This is a genomic window from Micromonospora sp. NPDC023633, from assembly GCF_040640035.1.
Lineage (GTDB): Bacteria > Actinomycetota > Actinomycetes > Mycobacteriales > Micromonosporaceae > Micromonospora.
On record NZ_JBFABB010000076.1, the window covers coordinates 1 to 18,526 of the forward strand.

Sequence of the window (18,526 nt, forward strand, 5' to 3'; positions counted from 1 at the left end):
GAACGCCGACCCCAAACCGTTTGTGTGGACCAAGACGGCTGACGACATCCTCGAAACGATCGCCGCATACTGCAAACGGATTAACGACTCAGGACACTAGTACTCCAGCCGGAGTTGTTGACATTGGCTGAGCTGCGGTCCGATGCGGTGTGAGAACGAGGGCAGCCGTTGTTGATCATGGACGGTGGTGTGGACTGATCTCGATGCAGCGGTGGCTGCCGGCTACAGGGTGGACGCCCAGCGGTGGCGGGTGTTGTTCGACGACCTGATGCTGACGGTTGGGCAACGTTTCCGCAGACCAGAGCCGCGTCGTCGGGTGTGTGACTTCGTCCGGGGCTTGCTGGCGCCGTTGCCGCGGAAGAACTGCTGGACGATCGCGGAGCATGCCGGTGACTCTGGGACCGGACGGGATGCAGGACCTGCTGCGCCGGGTGAAGCGGGATCGATGCCGAGGTCCGTGCCGATGTCCGTGAGTTCGTCGGGCGCCACCTCGGTGATGCCGAAGCGGTGCTGATCGTCGACGAGACGGGCGATCTGAAGAAGGGCCGGCACACCGTCGGCGTGCAGCGGCAGTATTCGGGCACTGCCGGGAAGATCGAGAACTGTCAGGTTGCCGTGCATCTCGTCTACGCCACCGATGCTGGTCATGCGATGCTCGACACGACGCTCTACCTGCCCAAATCCTGGTGCGCCGACGCCGAACGCCGCGCCGAAGCCGGTGTCCCGCAGCAGGTGCGGTCCGCCACCAAGCCGCAGCTGGCGTCTCGGATGATCGCCGCAGCGGTCACTGCCGGGCTGCCGTGTCGACGGGTGGCCGGCGACGAAGCCTACGGCAACGATCCGCGCCTGTCAGCCCAGCTCCGTCAGCTGCGACTGGGCTACGTCTTGGCCGGAGCGGGCCTTGGGGCCACTCCTAACTGAGCTCTGGCCTCATGTCGTAGAGGCCGAAGAAGTCCACGGCTGGTTGTTCAGTCTGTGGAAGAGATCGTCGGCCGTTGCCGCCGCCGGGGGCTTGATGGCGGCCAGGTCACGGTGTAGCGCCGGCGGCGACACTCAGGTGCGCGGGTGCAGGAGGTGCCGTCGGCCCACGGTTCGGGTACAGGTCCGGCCGACACCTCGGCGAGCGTGCCGGTCCCGAGCGGTGCGACGTCGACGCCGAGGTCGGTGTGCCGGGCGATCAGGTGGTCAGCGCCACACCGATCCGCGTCGCCGGGCCGGTTCAGGGGAGTGAGTGGCAGGCGATGATGCAAGCTTCTTGAGAGCTGCGTCACAGTGTCTCTTTGGTGCCCTCGTCGGTCACTCAGCGTAAGCGAGGCGTCCTGGCCGCACTCACTGTGACCGGGCGTGTCACTGCTGGTTCGTCGAGTGAGCCGTCCGGCCTCGTTCTTCCCGCGGCGTGCTGGGTCCGCACTCCACCTCGGAGGATGCCGGGATCCCAGATCCGGTGCGGGCTTGCCGAGTGGCGGAACAAGCCGCTTCGGCGGTCGCTCGCCGGGTGTTGCGCCACGTAGTTGAGATGCTCAGAGAGTTACATGTATGACGTTCAAATGCGTTGTTGCTGAAAGCCTGGATGCCACTTAGGGTCACTGGGTACGGCGACAAGTTCTGAAGTCGTGAGCACGGGGGTGCTGATGAGTAAGCTTCGAGAAGCGCTTTATTTTCAGACACACGATTTCCCTCAAGCGCGGGATGCGCGAATGATGCCCGCCGGAAGGGTTGGGCACCGGACGCCGGTCAACCGCCTTCTGTGCGGTAAGGCTTTCTCGCGGAGCGCCTCTTCCTGATCACCGGAATATGGTGCCGTCGCCCGCGCCCGTGGGAGTCTCCGTAGTCGGCGGAGGCGCCGGGTAGCCGGCGGTTGTCCAATCTGTCAAGTCCGCCTGAGTGTTGCGGGCAGGTCAAGGGAGCGTTTGGGCCGCGATGTCCGCTGCCCGCCGTCAGGTGCGTCGGTATCTGCCGCGCGGCCGGCGCGGGCGGACAGCACATCTGGGCCTAAGACAATGGGGGCGCAGCTTTACATGGTTCCGACCGAACCGGCCGCCGCAACTTACTCGGCCAATATCTTCGCACCGGTGCAGGGGGTGGCCCCCTGCACGGTCCACCTCAAACTCGAAGGGGTAAACGTAGCGGGATCGATAAAGATCAAAACAGCGGTGCAAATGTTGACGGATCTCGAGGAGGCCGGAAGTGTCGATGGCAGCCGACGGCTCATCGAATCGTCGTCGGGCAACCTGGGTGTGGCGCTGGCTCTCGTCTGCGCCGAGCGCGGATACCCCTTCACGTGCGTGACGGATCCCAACGCCTCGGTTTCTGCCGTCCGCAAGATGCAGGCCCTGGGCGCCGAGGTCATCGAGGTCCGCGAGCGTGACCAGACCGGCAACTACCTGGGCACCCGCATCGCTTTGATCCATTCGATGTGCCGCGAGGACCCGAACCTCCTCTGGCTCAACCAGTATGCCAACGCCAGCAACTGGCGGGCCCACTACCGGATGACCGCACCCGAGATCCTCGCCGCCTTCCCGCACGTCGACCACCTGGTCATCGGTGCGGGGACGACTGGCACCCTGATGGGCTGCGCCCGCTACTTCCGGGAGCATTCCCCGGGGACGACGATCGTCGGCGTCGACTCGGTCGGCTCAGTGACGTTCGGTGGGACGCCGGGTCGACGACACATTCCGGGTATCGGAGCGAGCCGCCGGCCCGAGATCACCGATTCGTCGCTGATCGACCGGCTGCTGATGGTGGACGAGGCGGACGCCGTCCGCATGTGCCGCAGCCTGGCTCAACGAGGGTTGCCGGTGGGTGGGTCGACCGGCTCGGTCCTCCACTCGCTCCGGCACCTGGGCGATGTCCTCACCCCGGAGAGCGTGGTCGTCGCCGTCTCTCCCGACATGGGGGACAAGTATCTCGACACGATCTACAGCGACGACTGGGTGGGTGAGCGGTTTCCTCACCTGCTGGGGCCGCCCGACACGACGGTGGGCGGCCTGGAGAGCAGTGTCCAGTGGCGGTTAAACATAGTCGGCGATCGGGTGGGTTGAGTCGGGTGTCTTCAATTTCTGTTCCGGAATTCAGGGTCTACTCGGGCGAGCAGGTCCGTGACGTGCTGGACAAGGATCATCAGGCCGTGGTCGCGGCTGTAGAAGCGGCCTACCGGGCCCACCACGTCGGACGCACGGTGAACCCCGACAGCTACTTCCTGCGCTTCCCCGGTCGGGACGCGGACCGCATCATCGCCCTGCCGGCGCGCTACGTCTCCGACGGGGGAGCAGCGGCCACGGGGATCAAGTGGATCTCCAGCTTTCCGCAGAACATCGAGAGGGGAATCGCCCGGGCGTCGGCCGTCCTCATCCTCAACGACGAGTCCACCGGCTACCCGATCGCCTGCATGGAGGCGGGATCGATCAGCGCGACCCGGACGGCGGCCAGCGCGGTCTCCGGTCTGCGCCTGCTCAGCGGGGACGACCGCGCGCCGAAGTCGATCGCGGTCATCGGCACCGGGGTGATCAGCAACCAGGTGCTGACCTTCCTCGACCGGTCCGACGTGCCGATCGAGCGGATCGCCCTGTTCGACGCCAACCGGGACTACGCCGCCCGGTTCGCCGCCCGACTGCGGGAGCGGTCCGACGTCGCCGTCGACATCGCGCCGGACATCGGGACCGCGATCCGCTCGGGCGAGGTCGTCCTCTTCGCCACCACGGCCGGCACCCCGCACGTGCACGACCCGGCGCTCTTCGAGCACTGCCCGATCGTGCTGCACCTGTCGCTGCGGGACCTGAGCCCCGAAATCATCCTCTCGGCGCACAACGTGGTCGACGACGTCGACCACTGCATGAAGGCCCGGACCTCCTTGCACCTTGCCGAGATGCAGACTGGTAGTCGCGATTTCGTCGCCCACACGCTTCCCGGAATCCTTTGTGGGGCACCGATACCGGAGCGGGACCGGCCGGTTATCTTCTCGCCTTTCGGGATGGGAATTCTTGATATCGCTCTCGGGGATCTCGTACATTCCTTGATCGCTGGCGCAACGGCGCCGGTGAAGAATTTCTATCTGGGAGCAGAGAGGTTCTGACCGACATGAGTGCCAACATCAGTCCGGTCCGGGGTTATGCCGACGTCCTGGTCGGACTCCAGTACGGCGACGAGGGCAAGGCGAAGGTCATCGACCTCATCGCCGGCGACTACGACATCATTGCCCGGTTCAACGGCGGGGCGAACGCCGGCCACACGATCGACGCGCCGGCCGGCCGGGTGGTCCTGCAGCAGGTGCCCTCGGGTGTCTTCCACCCGCACACCCAGCTCTACATCGGTTCGGGCTCCGCTGTGAACCTGTGGAAACTGAAGAACGAACTGGACCTGGTCGAGGCGGGCGGGATCGATCTGACCGGCCGGCTCTTCATCAGTGACCGCTGCGCCGTCGTGCAGCCAGCCCACTTCATCATCGACGAGACCAACAGCGAGGACATCGGGACGACGAAGAACGGCGTCGGTCCCTGTTACGCCGACCGGGCGTCGCGGGTGCGCAATGGCATCCGCGTCAATGTCCAGCTGCGGGATCTGCTCGCCGATCCCGACACCGTCATGGCCGCGATGCGGGCCAGCGCGGAGGCCGAACTGTCGCGGCTCGCCGGCGACGTCCAGCACCTCCGCGAGCGGCTGGACGCCAGCATCACCTCGCTGCTCGACTGCATCGAGCGGGTCAGGCCGTTCGTCCAGACGGACCGGGGCTACCTGGGTCGGCGGGTCGCTGCCGGTGCCCGGGTGCTCTTCGAGGGCGCGCAGTCGCTGATGTTGGACGTCGTGCACGGTGACCAGCCGTACGTCACCGCGAGCCACACCGTGCCGGCGTACGCCTACGTCGGCGGTGATCTCTCGCCGCAATATCACCGGTACACCATCGGCGTCGCCAAGGCCGTGGTCTCCCGGGTGGGCAACGGCCCGTTCCCCTCCGAGTTGGGCGCTGAGCGGGCCGAGGCCTACTTCGCCGCCGCCTGTGCCGCCGGCCGGGGCAAGGCGGAGGAGAACATCGACTACCGCCCCGAGGAACTGCTGCGGTCGGCCGATCCGATGGACCTCGGCATCGCCCTTCGGATGCTCACCCACGAGTACGGTTCCGGCACCGGTCGACCCCGCCGGATCGGCCTCCTCGACCTGCAGCAGCTGCGTGAGATGGTCGGCCTCTTCGGGGTGGACGTGGTCTACCTGAACAAGGTCGACTGCCTGGCCCTGTACAAGGAGAGCGTCTACGCGGGGATCCCGGTCCGCCTGACCGCCGAGACGGCGGCCCGCGACGGTGAGCAGGTCCGCATCCTGCCCTCCTTCGAGCTGAGCGCCGTCGACCCGGCTGCGCCGGAGCTGCTGCCCAAGGAACTGCTGGCGTTCAGGTCGGTCGTGGAGCAGGAGATCGGGGCCCCCGTCATCGGCGTCGGACTCGGACCGGAACGTGATCGGACCGCGCAGTTCTTCCGGCTGGGAGAGCACCGACTCCAGGAGACGCGGACGTGACCGGTTACGAATCCCCGTTCGTCGTCGACGGCGTGGACCGTTGGTACAGCAAGGCGATGGTGCGGGTACGTGACAACGTCCTGTCCGGGCCGGGCTGGCAGGACAGCTACACCCTCTACAACCGGGTGCTGACGCCGTACACGCAGCATCCCCTGGTGGAGCGGCTGGGGCCGGACGCGATCCTGCAGCTCGGCGCCGGCCGGCTCGCCGACTACCTGGCGAAGACCGAGATCGTCGAGATCGAGGTCGTCAATCGTGCCGTCGAGGGCATCCTGAAGTTGCCCGCGATCTCCGAGGAGATGCGGGCCGACCTGCTCAAGATCTACACCGACGAGGGCTACCACGTGCTGATGATGGCCGAGTTCCGCCGGCACATCCAGGACGAGACGGGGATCTGGTTGGCGAGGCGGCCGACCCGGGAGTTGGCAAGCATCGCCGAACTGGTCGAGTCCTTCCCGCCCGAGAAGCGGCCGCTCGCCGTCATCTGCTGTGCGATCGTCACCGAGACCCTGATCACCGCCACGCTCCGGCAGGCCGGCGGTGACACGGTCTACCCGCCGGTGACCCGGATGCTGGCGGAGCACGCCGCCGACGAGGCCCGGCACCACGCCTTCTTCCACCGCTTCGCCGAGCTGCACCTGCCGCCGCTGATCGGCTCGGACACGGCGCTGGTCGAGGAGGCGTTCCGCCGGGTCCTCTGGTATTTCCTCTGTCCGGACTTCCGCCGGTTGCGCGACGACCTGGTGGGCCAGGGCCTGACCGTGGGCCAGGCCGACCGGGTCGTGGACGAGAGTTTCGACCGGGCGGACTTGCGCGAGCAGTTCCTCGCCGCCTCGGTGGCACCCCGCCGGCTCTTCGCCAGTCTCGGGCTGGAGGCCGGGGATGCCTTCGCCGAGCAGCTGAACGGGCTGGACCACGTCTCTCTGCTTTCCCTGACCACATTCGAGCGCAGCCGAGGTGCCGCATGATCGAGAAGCCGGGCAAGGACTGGATCGACGTCGACCTGACCTGGGCCGCCGCCGAATACCAGAAGTTCGTCGAGGCCGCGCTGCGGCTCAAGGGGTTGCCGGCGGTCGAGAAGCGGGACCTGCTCGACGGACGAACCGTCTACTTCATGTTCTTCAACCAGTCGCTGCGTACCCGCAGCAGCTTCCACACCGGGCTGGCGAAGATGGGTGGGCACGCGGTCCACCTCGACCCGGGCCCGGGCATCTACCTGCCCGCGCTGCCCGGACAGGAGATCCCGTACGCGACCGAGCGAGTCTCCGACGTGGCCCGGGTGCTCTCCGAGTTCGGTGAAGCCATCGCCATCCGGATGTACGGCGAGCCCTCCGGGTGGGTGTACGGCTCCGCGAACGAGTTCATCAACGAGTTCGGCCGGCACGCCGGCATTCCGGTGATCAACATGGAGTGCGACCGGTTCCACCCGTGCCAGGCCCTCGCCGACGTGATGACCATGAAGGAGCGGGTCGGCGACCTGAAGCGGCGGAAGCTCACCATCAGCTGGGCCTACTCGGGCAGTTGGCACAAGCCGGTCGCCGTACCGCAGAGTCTCCTGCTGGCCGCCGCCAAGATGGGGATGGACATCACGGTGGCGCACCCGCCCGGGTTCGACCTGGACCCGGCGGTGGTGGCGGCCGCCCGGGGCTTCGCCGCCGACTCCGACTCCTCGATCCGGATCACCAACGACTTCGCCGACGGCGCCACCGACGCCGACTTCGTCTACGCCAAGTCCTGGTGCAGCCTGGAGCACCTTCCGACGAACCGCTCCGAGGCTGTCGATGAGGAGGGGATGACGAAGCTCTTCGAGCAGGCCCGGGACTGGTGCGTCGACGACCGGACGATGGCGCTGGCCCGGGAGTCCGCCGGTTACCTGCACTGCCTGCCAGCCGACCGGGACCAGGAGGTGACTCCGTCGGTGATCGACGGGCCGCAGTCCCTCATCTATCAGCAGGCCGGCAACCGGATGCACGGGCAGAACGCCATCATGACGATGCTGATGAACCCCGCAGGACTGGCATGACGACTCCCCACCACCTGGTCTGCGGATACTGCGACGGCGTGCCGGAGGAGGCTATGGGCGTCCGGCGCTGCCGCTGCGTGCCGGCGGCCAACCGCAGGGTCCGCTACCTGACCGCGGACCTGTCGGCGGAATCCTTCCGGGCGTCGTTGAGCGGCCGTGACCTCTGGCGTTATCAGGCGCTGCTCCCCGCGCCCCGGAAGTTCGGCAGCCCGCTCTCGGTCGGCGGCACGCCCCTGCTCGACCTGGGCCTGCTCCCCGGCGACGTGCACCTGCACGTCAAGGACGAGACGCGCAACCCCAGCGGCTCCCTGAAGGACCGCGCCACGGAGGTTGCCCTCGCCGTCGCCCGCAACCAGGGCCACGACCGGGTGATCGCCGCGTCGACCGGGAACGCCGGGGCGTCGCTCGCCTGCATCGCCGCCGCCCAGGGGATGCGGGCCACCGTGGTGGTCCCGGCGTCGGCGCCGCGCAACAAGCTCACCCAGATCGAGGCGCACGGCGCGGAACTCGTCACGGTGGACGGCAGTTACGACGACGCCTTCGACCACGCCGTCGAGTACGCGGAGCGGACCGGGACCTACTGTCGCAACACCGGGATCAACCCCTACGTCCGGGAGGGGAAGAAGACCGCCGCGTTCGAGATCGCCGAGCAGCTCGACTGGACGGCGCCAACCTGGGTCGTCGTCCCCTGCGGGGACGGCAACATCATCAGTGGCATCGGGACCGGGTTCGGCCAGCTGACCGAACTCGGCTGCCTGCCGGCGGCGCCCCGGCTGGTGGCCGCCCAGGTGGCCTCCTCGAACAGCATCACCCTGACCCACGAGCTGGCCGTGCGGCAGGGCGAGATGCCCCGGGAACCGGTCGTGGTGCGGCCGCGTACGGTGGCCGACAGCATCTCGGTCGGTCGACCGAGGGACCACGTCGGTGCGCTGCGGGCCCTGCGGGACTCCGACGGGCTAGCCGTCGCCGTGGACGAGAGCGAGGTCCGGCCCGCCGCGCAGGCGCTGGCCCGCCGCTTCGGCCTCTGGCTGGAGCCGTCGGCGGCGGTCGGGTACGCCGCCCTGACCCGGCTCCAGGCTGCGGGGACGATCCGCCCCGGTGACGTCGTCGTGCTCCTGGCCACCGGGTCCGGGCTCAAGAACCCCCGCCCGTGGGAGAACTGACATGGACGCGAGCAGGGGAAGGACCCCGGTCACGGTCGTCGGCAGCGGGGTCAGTGGCCTGACCACGGCCATCGCCCTGCAGGACGAGGGCCACCCGGTCACCGTCACGAGCGCGGAGCCACCGTCGTACACCACGTCGTCGGTGGCGGCGGCGATCTGGCACCCGTTCTTCCAGGCCCCGGACGCGACCTACATCCGGCGGGCCGCGGCGACGTACCAGCGGCTCTGCGGCTTGGCCGGTGAGCCGGGCTCGGGGGTGCGGCGTCGCACGTTGACCGAGTACTTCCGTACCGGCGTGGCCGCCCCGTGGTGGATGGCGGCGATGGCGGACCGGGAACCGTTCGAGGCCCGGGACGTCCCGGCCGGCTACGCCAGTTCGTACGCGATGGCTGTCCCGGTGGCCGACACCAGCCGCTACCTCCGGTTCCTGGTGGAGCTCTTCGGCTCGCGCGGCGGGCAGCTCCGGCGCTCGGTGGTCACCGACCTGCGGCACGAGACCACCACCGCGTCCTGGGTGGTGAACTGCACCGGCTTCGGTGCCGCCCGGCTAGCCGGGGACCCCGGGATGTCGCTGGTGCGGGGGGTCGTCCTGCGCTGCGCGAAACCGCCCGGCCTGGACGGCTGCTGGATCGACGACAGCGACCCGGCCCTGCCGACGTACGTCGTCGCGCGGGAGTCGGACGTGATCCTCGGCGGCACCGCGGATCCCGGCCTCGTCTCGACGCTCGTCCCGGCTGATGCGGTCACCGACATCGTGCGGCGCTGCACCACCCTGGTGCCGGCGCTGGGCGAGCCGCAGGTCCTCGACGTCCGGGTGGGCTTCCGACCCGCACGGGTCGACGTACGGCTGGAACGGGACGCCGACGTTCCCGGTCTCGTCCACAACTACGGCCATGGCGGCTCGGGCTTCACGTTGTCGTGGGGCTGCGCGGCCGACGTCGTGGAACTGATCGGCCGGCCCGCCGGCGCGTGACCTTCAAACACCGAGGTGAAGATGGAAATCAACCCGACGCAGCTCAGCGAGCAGCAGGTCTACTCCTTCATGTGCAGCGCCATCGTGCCCCGACCGATCTCCTGGATCAGCACGGTGGACGCCCGGGGGGTGACCAACCTGGCACCCTTCTCCTATTTCATGGGGGTCTGCTGCAAACCGATGACCGTGCTGTTCTGCCCGGTGTTCGGGTCGGAGGAACGACCGAAGAAGGACACCCTGCTCAATATCGAGCAGGTGCCCGAATTCGTCATCAACGTGACGCAGGAGAAGACCGTCGTGGCGGCCAATCTCTCGGGCGCCCCGGTGCCGCACGGTGAGTCGGAGTTCGACCTGGTCGGTGTCACCCCGGAGCCGTCGACGCGGGTCCGGCCGCCGCGGGTTCGGGAGGCCAACCTCGCCCTGGAGTGCCGGGTCCAGGACATCATCGAGGTCAACAGCGGCCCTGGCGGCGGTTGGGTCGTCCTCGGCACCGTGCTCGCCATCCACGCCCAGGACGGGATCTTCGACCCGCAGACGATGCGGGTGGACCTGGGGCAGCTCCAGCCGGTCGCGCGACTCGGCGGCGCTGACTTCCTGCGTGCCACCGATGTCTTCCCGCTGCACCGTTACCGGACGGAAGACGACGCCGCCGCTCTCGTCGGCAAAGAGGGGTAGCGGTCAGTCCACTGGCTGCCGGTCACGGCAGTGGCGAACCCGCTTCCCACGAAGAGAAAGGACGCCCACGATGGCGTTGGAACAGGATCGGATCGTGCAGGTTCTCCAGGACGTTTGGGCGGAACTGCTCGCCGTGGAGGTCGCCGAGGACGACGACTTCTTCGAACTCGGTGGATACTCGCTGCTGATCGTCAACGTCGTCGCGGAGGCCCGTCGGTTCGGCGTGGAACTCTCGTCGAACGACGTCTTCCTTCACAAGACCCCGAAGGCGATCGCCGCCGCCCTGACCGGCGGATCGGCACCGCAGGACGCGGCTCCGGTCGGATCGGCGGGATGGGACTTCGCCGACGTCTGGGCCACCGGTGTGGCACCGATGGCGGTGCCGCCGACGAGCAACCTCGTGCCGCTGGCCACCGGGGGCACCGAGACACCGATCTTCTGCACCCACTGGGGTACCGGGAACGTCGGCTTCATGCGGAAGTACGTGGACCGGTTCCGTGGGGACCGCCCGGCCTACGGCCTGGAGATGATCGGCCTGCGGACCCGGGTACGCCCGCCGGTCTCGGTGGTCGAGGCGGCCACCCGCTACCTGGCCGAGATCCGCACCGTGCAGCCGCAGGGGCCGTACCTCTTCCTCGGCCTCTGCACCGGTGGCCGGATCGCGTACGAGATCGCCCGTCAGCTTGAGGCGCGGGGCGAGCAGGTCGCGCTGCTGGCCGTGGTCAACACCCTGCCGCCGGGGGTCCGCGAACTCGATCCCGGCTGGGGCCTGCGGGAGGTGTACGACTTCCGGGGTGCCGGCGTACGGGAGAAGTTCGGGGTGTCGAACCCGGCCGACGACCCGCAGCGCCTGCTCGACGCGATGCGGGAGTTGGAGTGGGTGGACGAGGAGGTCGTGGCCGAGGAACTGCCCTGGCGTCAGCTGATGTGGGCGGCCGGGATCTTCGGGCACGAGAACTACGAGGCGCAGCGCTACGGCGGTGACGTCACGGTCTACCAGTCTCGGGAGGTCGCCGACCGGCCCGACTCCGCGTGGGACCACCTGGTGCGCGACGCGGAGGCGTACACCTTCTCCGCGCCGACCACTCTGGACGTGGTGCGTGACCCGGCCTTCGCCGAGGCGCTCGCCAAAAAGCTGACCACCCTCTAGGTCCACAGGCGTTTCGACAGTGAAATTTGACGAGGTGTACCGCCTTGGCTGATAGCCGTGTCGTCAGTTCCGTCCGCTCCTGGGCGGGCGGACTGGTGCCCGAGCGGGGTACGGCCCGTACCCTGGCGCTGCTCACCATGGTGCAGGCGGTCGGGTTCGGGCTCTTCCTGAGCGCCAGCACCATCTTCCTGCGCCGTAGCGTGGGACTGAGCGCCGGCGAGGTGGGCGTCGGACTCTCCGTCGCCGGACTGGCGGGCCTGCTCCTCACGGTCCCCATCGGTCGGGCGGCCGACCGGTGGGGTGCCCGACTGCCCCTGGTGACGGTGTACGCGCTGCTCGCCGTCCTCTTCGCCGGCTACACCATGGTCTCCGGCCTGGTCAGCTTCGTCCTGATCGCCAGCGCCATCTCCATCTGCGAGACCTCCTCCACGCCGCTGCGGATGACCCTCACCTACGAGGCGTTCGAGCCGGCGGCCCGGGTCCGGGTGAGCGCCCAGATGCGCAGCTTCTTCAACGTGGGCATCGTCTTCGGTGCCGCGATGGCCAGTGTCGCGGTGGCGATGAACAGTCGGGAGGCCTTCGTCGCGGTGATGGTGGTCACCGCGGCCTGCCACGCTGGCTGTGCTCTGATCGCCGCCCGGGTGCCAGCGCGCCGGCCCCAGGTCTCGAGCGACGGGCGCGACCCGGTCCGAAGCCGGTCCGGGCTGCGGGACCTGCGGTTTGTCTCCCTGGCACTGCTCTGTGGTGTGTTGGAGCTGTACCAGCCGATCCTGACCGTCGGTCTGCCATTGTGGATCATGGACCACACGGAGGCGCCGACGTCGGTCTACTCCATCCTGTTGATCCTGAACACCGTCCTGGTGATCGCACTTCAGGTGGTGGCGAGCCGGGCAGCGGAGACTGCCACCGGGGCGGCCGCGCTGCTGCGCCGCGCCGGGCTCCTGCTCGCCCTCGGCTGCCTGGTCTTCGCCTTCTCCGAGGCGACATCGCCGATGGTGGCCGTTCCTCTGCTCCTGCTCGGCACGGCGGTACTGGTCTGGGGGGAAATCAGCCAGGCCGCCGGTTCGTGGGGGGTGTCGCTGCACCTGCCACCCCCCGGCAGGCAGGGCGATTACCAGGGCGTCTTCGCCCTGGGGCGGGGCCTTCAGCAGACGGTCGGCCCATTCCTGGTGGCCACGGTGGTGGTCAGCAACGGGCAGCCCGGATGGTGGGGCCTGGCGGCCCTCTTCGTGCTGGCCGGCGTCGCCTGCCCACCGCTCACCCGGGCGGCCCAGAACCGGCGATCGGACCTGGCGCTGGCAGGACGCTGAGCCACCGTAGACCGGCCCGACCAGAGAACCCGACCGGCGACACAAGGAAGGCCCCATGTTCCCCGATCCGCGCTGGAACGACACTGCCCGCCCCTACCCGTACGGCGAGAGCGTGCACGGCATCTTCGCGGCGGTCGTCGACCGGCAGCCCGAAGCCGTCGCCCTCATCGACGGTGACACCGCGATCAGCTACCGAACCCTGGACCGGGCTTCCGACTGGTATGCCATGCGGCTCGCCGCTGAGGGCGTCTGCCGGGGTGACCTCGTACCGGTCCGGCTCTCCCGCAGCGCGGAACTGGTCGCCTGCATGCTCGCGGTGCTGAAGCTCGGTGCAGCGTACACGCTCGTCGACGAGAGCTGGCCGTCGTCGCGAGTGGCGGAGGTGCTGGCCCAGACCGGGTCCGGGGTGGTGGTCGGCATCGCCGACGACACGGCGGTAGACCGGAAGGTGACGGCCTGGTTCCCGCCCACCGGCGGATTGGCCACGGTGGCGGGGCAGGAGACCGGGTTCCGCGCCGTCGAGGTTGACGGGTCGGACCCGTGCTGCGTGTTCTTCACGTCGGGTACCACGGGCCAACCGAAGGGTGCCCTCACCCCGCACCGGGCCACGGCGCGGTTGTTCCGTCCGGACGGCTTCATGGACCTCGGGCCGGGGACCGTGCTGCCGCAGGCCGCGGCGGTGCCTTGGGACGGCTACTCGCTCGAGGTCTGGTCGGTGCTGCTCACCGGCGGCACGTCGGTCGTCGTGCGGGAGCCGTACCTGACGCCGCAGCTGCTCTGCGAGCTGGTCGGCCGGTACGGCGTCAACGCCGTGTTCCTGACCAGCAGCCTCTTCACCCTTGCGGTCGACGAGGGACTGGACGCCTTCGACGGGGTGCGTCAGGTGGTGACCGGCGGCGAGGTGTTGTCCGTCCCGCATGCCGCGCGCTTCCTGGAGCGTCACCCGGAGACCGCCCTGGTCAACATCTACGGCCCGGTGGAGGGGACGGTCTGCGCCACCGCGCACCGGGTCCGCCGCGTGGACTGCGACCGACCCGGCGGCGTCCCGATCGGCGGGCCGGTCGCCGACACTCAGGTGTACGTCGTCGACGGCGACCGGCTCTGCGCGGTCGGAGAGCCGGGTGAGGTCTGTATAGCCGGTGCCGGTCTCGCCCTGGGTTACCTTGAACCGCGGGGACCGGCCGGGGAGCGGTTCACACTCCTGCCGGTCCCCGGCGGACCGGTGCGGGTCTACCGAACCGGGGACATGGCCAGCTGGGACGGCGAAGGGCTGCTGCACTTCCACGGCCGCGCCGACCGGCAGGTGAAGATCCGGGGCAACCGGGTGGAGCCGGCCGAGGTGGAGCGTCAGATCGAGGCGGCGCTGCCGGGCGTGCGGCGCTGCACGCTCCTCCCGGTGCGTGACGAGAGTGGTGGCGTACGAGGGCTCGCGGCGTTCTGCGTGCCAACCAGGTCAGGTGATCCGCTGGTGGGGGCGATGGAGATATTGCGCTCGTCGCTCGTCGCGTACCACGTGCCGCAGACCCTGGTGAGCATCGACCGGATCCCGCTCACGCCGACCGGCAAACTCGACGAGCGGGCCCTGCTGGCCCGGCTGGCCACGCCCGCTGTTGCGGAAGGGGGACCCGGCCGGTCCCGGCCCTCGGCCGCGGTCTCTCTGACCGAGGAGATTGCCGAGGTCTTCGCCGAGGTTCTGGAACGCGCGGACGTACCGGTGGACGTCGCCTTCCCGGCGCTGGGTGGCACGTCGCTGGGCGCCGGTCGGATCTGCGCCCGGCTGGGCGCCCGGCTGGGCGTGCCGGTACCGGTCTCGGTGTTCCTCGCTCATCCGAGCGTCGCGGAGCTGACCGTGTGGTTGAGCCGCCACCGAGACCTCGGCGCGGTCGAGCCGGTCGGGCACGGCGAGCCGGCGCAGGACGGCGGGGTGCCGCTGACGGCCACCCAGGAGGGATTTCTGACCCGGCAACTGCTGGACCCGGCAGACCGGTCAGCGTACTGCCTGACCGCCTGGGAGCTGCCGGTCGGCCTCGACGTGGCCGCGTTGGCCAGTGCGGTCGTGGACGTGCACCACCGCCACTTCGCCCTGCACTCCCGCTACGTCAGCGAACGGGGACGTGGCCAGCTGCTCCCGGGCCCGTCGCCCGCACCGAGGCTGGAGGTTCTCGCGGCCAAGCCCGACCTACCGGCGGCGCTCGCGGCCGTGCGCGCCGAACTGGCCGGACCGTTGGACCTGCCCGCCGGTCAGATCTGGCGTACGGTGCTCGTCCCGGCCAGCCCACACGTCACCGTCTTCGGGTACGTGGTGCATCACATCGCCTTCGACGGCTGGTCGGAATCGGTGATTGCCGCGGACCTGGAGCGGGCCTACCGGGCACGGACCGCCGGGACCGCGCCCAACTGGCAGCCGGTTCCGACGCCCGCACAGGTGCGTTCGATCCGGGACCGGCATCTCCGCATGGTCGACCTGGAGCAGCAGTACGCCCGACTGAGGACCACCCTGTCCGGCATTCCGGAGCTGGCGCTACCGCCCGCCACGGCGGGCGGTCCTGCGGCCGTGCGTCGGGTCGAGGTGGCCCTCACCGCCACCGAGGTCCGCGGGGTCCAGGACCTCGCTGCGCGATCCGGATCCACCCTGTTCACGGCCCTGCTCACCTGTTACGGCGCGGCCTTGGCCGACCTGACCGGCCAGCACGACATCGGGGTCGGCGTGCCGGTGGTCCAGCGGATGGATCCTGTCCTCGAGCACTCGGTCGGCTGTCACGTCGGCATGGTCTGCGTCCGGATGCGCGGGGCGGCCCTGGGGCGAGGACCGGCCGCTGCGCGGAGTACCGCCGAGGCCGTGCGGACGGCGTTCGGTTGCCAGGACGTGGGATTCGCCGACGCGGTCCGGCTGGTCAACCCGGCGCGTACCGTTCGTTCGCCGCTGTTCCAGAACATCTTCGTGCTGCAGGACAACGCGCGGGCGGAGTTCCGCCCGCAGGACGTTCCCGCGACCCATCACCGCCTGCCCTACCTCGGCATCCCCGCCGAGATCCAGACCGAGGTCTGGCCGGTCGGTGACGGTGGACTGAACGTCGTCGTCAACACCCAAACGACCGCGGTGACCGAGGACCTCACGCACCAACTGGCGGCGACGCTCGCCGAGCGGATCCGCCACGCGGCCGAGTACTGAACCTACCGAAACGCGATCCTGCGGCAAGCTCCTGGAGGCGGCAACAGCCATGACCAACCCTTCGAACCTGCTCGACGGCGACCACCTGGCCGCCGCCGGCACCCTGCCCGAGTTGTTCCGACTGGTGGCCAAGGAGCGGGCCGCGGCTCCTGCGGTGATCGATGGCGGACGCGCGATCAGCTACGCCGAGCTGGATGCCGCCTCGGATCTGCTGGCCGCGCGGCTCAGCCAGGCCGGGGTTCGCCCCGGCGACCTGGTGGGGGTCCTGCTCGAGCGGTCTGCGACCGTGGCGGTTGGCATCCTCGCCGTCATGAAGGCGGGCGCTGCCTACGTACCGCTGGACCCGCTGCATCCGCGAGACCGGCTCAACTACCTGCTCGAGAACGCCGGGATCGCGACGGTGATCGCCCCGGCCGCGCTGGCCGAGGCGTGCGGTGTCGCCGACGTCCGGGTCGTCGAGCCGACCGGGGACGACGGCGGGGGATCGCTGCCCGAACCCACCCTGGCTGGAGACGATCCGGCGTACGTCATCTACACCTCTGGGTCAACCGGCCGACCCAAGGGCTGCGTCGTCTCCCACCGGAACGTTCTCGCCCTGCTCCGCGCGGCCCTGCCCCTCTTCGACGTGAGCACCTCGGACAGGTGGGCGCTGTTCCACTCGTTCAGTTTCGACGTCTCCGTCTGGGAGCTGTGGGCCACCCTGGCCACCGGCGCGACGGCAGTCACGATCCCCACCGGCGCGGCCCAGTCGCCCGGTGATCTCGTTCGGCTCCTCGGCGATGAAGGGGTGACTGTCCTGGGCCAGGTGCCCTCGGTGTTCCGCTCCGTCGCCCTAGCCTATGAGGAGGCCGGCCGCCCTCCGTTGACCCTGCGCTACCTGGTCTTCGCCGGTGAACCGGTGGACCTCGACGTGGTGCGGAACTTCCTCCGGGACTTCCCAGGCACCCCGCCCACGGCGGTGAACATGTACGGCCCGACCGAGACCACGGTGTACGCCACGCACCGGATCCTCACCCCGGCGGACCTCACCGGCCCGGTGCGCTCGCCGATCGGACACGGACTGCCACACCTGCGATTGGAGATTCGGGACGCGCAGTTGCGACCGGTGCCCGACGGTGAGGTCGGTGAGCTGGTCGTCGCCGGGGAAGGCGTCGCCCTGGGCTACCTCGGGCTGCCACAGTTGACCGCGGAGCGCTTCGTCGAACTGAACGGCCCGGACGGACCGGCGCGCTACTACCGGACCGGGGACCTGGCCCGTCGGCTGCGCGACGGGTCGTTCGAGTACCTCGGCCGCAACGACCAGCAGATCAAGTTGCGCGGCTACCGCATCGAGCTAGGCGAGATCGAGGCGGTGGTCCGTACACACGGTTTCGTCCGGGATGTTGCGGTCACGGTCGTCAGCACTCCGGCCGGTGCTCAGTTCCTGGTGGCCTGTGTGGTGCTGGCCGAGCACGCGCCGCCTAAACCGGTCGCCGCGCTACGCGAGCACACGATGGCCGTGTTGCCGCGGTACATGGTGCCGGACCGCTACCAGTTCTTGGCCGAACTGCCACTCACCGGGTCCGGGAAACTCGACCGGGCGGCGCTCGCCGCCGCGACCGCGCGGCCGGTTGCGCGCCAGCCGGAGACGGCCTCCCCGGCGTCGGCTTCCAGGGCGGCCGCCGGCCACTGACAAAAGCTTAAAGAACGGCCGAAGCTGCTTTTGGTCGGGATGTGCGATGCCTCCTTGTAGTTGCGGCACCGCAAATTCATCCCGGCGCGCCGATTTTCGACGTGGACAAGTGTGGGTTGGGTCCCGCGGACAGTTTTCTGTGCGCGAGCGGCCCAACCCCCCCAACTGCCTAATCATCGGCTAGAACCATTGTCTCGCGTACGCCAGTTGCTCGATACGCCGTATCGCCTGCGAAGGGGTGATGCCTGGGCGGCGAGCAGGTCAACGGCTGCGATGCCCACGTATGGGTAACGTATGGGTCTTCCTCACCGCGCTTCTCCCGCGGGACTTGAGGGCGAGCGGTGGACCGCAGACCGGATTAAGCTGTCAGCGCTATGGGTGATTTTTGAGCACACCCTTGCGCGACGACGATTGAGTCAATGAGCCCAGCGGGGCCGTCGGGTGCAAGCGCGGCCACACAGGTGACTCCACGGAGGTTCCATGTCCGAGCAGGTCCACCCGGAATGCCTTGAGGACGGACTCACGGTTCGCGACGAAACGCACGAAGCCGATTTCGGGCTGCAGGAGTTGGAAGCACAGTTTGCGCATGTTCTTCAGACCACTCATCCCGTACGTCTCGGTGCGGCCCTAAGGCGGGCTGAGGCGGAAGCCGAATCCTCCTGGCCGGAGGACCAGGTGGCCTCCGTCCTCGAACGGGCCATCCGGCAAACGCTCGACCACAGCGACGCGCATCACGGCCAGGCACCTCTGCGCTGAGCCATGCAGCAGGGCCGCTGGTCGGCGATCCGGTCGATCGGGATTACTGTAACGCCGCCACGAGCGGCGCACCGCGCGGTGCGGACTTAACGTACGGTCCGCGCCGGAGTGTTCCGGCGCGGACCGT

General features: G+C 69.1%; 13 protein-coding genes and 1 pseudogene. All 14 read left to right on the forward strand.

The genetic code is table 11. The annotated features are described in order from the left end of the window. Window positions 1-211: 211 nt before the first annotated feature. A pseudogene (locus AB0G13_RS22265) lies at window positions 212-891 on the forward strand (IS701 family transposase); the annotation flags it as partial. 1,127 nt (window positions 892-2,018) lie between these two features. Then, window positions 2,019-3,041, forward strand: a complete 1,023-nt coding sequence (gene sbnA, locus AB0G13_RS22270) for a 2,3-diaminopropionate biosynthesis protein SbnA (protein ID WP_357877200.1) — start codon at window positions 2,019-2,021, stop codon at window positions 3,039-3,041. A gap of 5 nt (window positions 3,042-3,046) precedes the next feature. Then, the gene (gene sbnB, locus AB0G13_RS22275; RefSeq protein ID WP_357877203.1) at window positions 3,047-4,072 is read left to right on the forward strand and encodes a 2,3-diaminopropionate biosynthesis protein SbnB; all 1,026 of its coding nucleotides are present in this window, start codon (window positions 3,047-3,049) and stop codon (window positions 4,070-4,072) included. A gap of 5 nt (window positions 4,073-4,077) precedes the next feature. After that, entirely contained in the window at window positions 4,078-5,505 is a 1,428-nt protein-coding gene (locus tag AB0G13_RS22280; RefSeq protein ID WP_357877206.1) for an adenylosuccinate synthetase, read from the forward strand. Next, on the forward strand, window positions 5,502-6,473 hold the full coding sequence (locus AB0G13_RS22285; RefSeq protein WP_357877209.1) for a diiron oxygenase: 972 nt from the start codon (window positions 5,502-5,504) through the stop codon (window positions 6,471-6,473). The genes AB0G13_RS22280 and AB0G13_RS22285 overlap by 4 nt, the downstream gene beginning before the upstream one ends. Continuing rightward, the gene (locus AB0G13_RS22290; RefSeq protein ID WP_357877212.1) at window positions 6,470-7,528 is read left to right on the forward strand and encodes an ornithine carbamoyltransferase; all 1,059 of its coding nucleotides are present in this window, start codon (window positions 6,470-6,472) and stop codon (window positions 7,526-7,528) included. The genes AB0G13_RS22285 and AB0G13_RS22290 overlap by 4 nt, the downstream gene beginning before the upstream one ends. Next, on the forward strand, window positions 7,525-8,691 hold the full coding sequence (locus tag AB0G13_RS22295) for a pyridoxal-phosphate dependent enzyme (RefSeq protein ID WP_357877215.1): 1,167 nt from the start codon (window positions 7,525-7,527) through the stop codon (window positions 8,689-8,691). The genes AB0G13_RS22290 and AB0G13_RS22295 overlap by 4 nt, the downstream gene beginning before the upstream one ends. Window position 8,692: 1 nt before the next feature. Beyond that, complete coding sequence (locus AB0G13_RS22300) at window positions 8,693-9,664, forward strand: FAD-dependent oxidoreductase (protein WP_357877218.1); 972 nt, start codon at window positions 8,693-8,695, stop codon at window positions 9,662-9,664. A gap of 21 nt (window positions 9,665-9,685) precedes the next feature. Beyond that, window positions 9,686-10,339 (forward strand): flavin reductase family protein, encoded by a 654-nt coding sequence (locus tag AB0G13_RS22305; RefSeq protein ID WP_357877261.1) that lies wholly within the window; start codon window positions 9,686-9,688, stop codon window positions 10,337-10,339. 70 nt (window positions 10,340-10,409) lie between these two features. Beyond that, window positions 10,410-11,489: a thioesterase domain-containing protein gene (locus AB0G13_RS22310; RefSeq protein ID WP_357877221.1), complete on the forward strand. Its 1,080-nt coding sequence runs from the start codon at window positions 10,410-10,412 to the stop codon at window positions 11,487-11,489. Between the two features lie 44 nt (window positions 11,490-11,533). Beyond that, entirely contained in the window at window positions 11,534-12,799 is a 1,266-nt protein-coding gene (locus tag AB0G13_RS22315) for an MFS transporter (RefSeq protein WP_357877224.1), read from the forward strand. Window positions 12,800-12,854: 55 nt separating this feature from the next. After that, window positions 12,855-15,971, forward strand: a complete 3,117-nt coding sequence (locus tag AB0G13_RS22320) for an AMP-binding protein (protein WP_357877228.1) — start codon at window positions 12,855-12,857, stop codon at window positions 15,969-15,971. 49 nt (window positions 15,972-16,020) lie between these two features. Continuing rightward, the gene (locus tag AB0G13_RS22325) at window positions 16,021-17,643 is read left to right on the forward strand and encodes an amino acid adenylation domain-containing protein (RefSeq protein ID WP_357877231.1); all 1,623 of its coding nucleotides are present in this window, start codon (window positions 16,021-16,023) and stop codon (window positions 17,641-17,643) included. A gap of 480 nt (window positions 17,644-18,123) precedes the next feature. Next, complete coding sequence (locus AB0G13_RS22330) at window positions 18,124-18,399, forward strand: hypothetical protein (protein ID WP_357877234.1); 276 nt, start codon at window positions 18,124-18,126, stop codon at window positions 18,397-18,399. Window positions 18,400-18,526 lie beyond the last annotated feature (127 nt).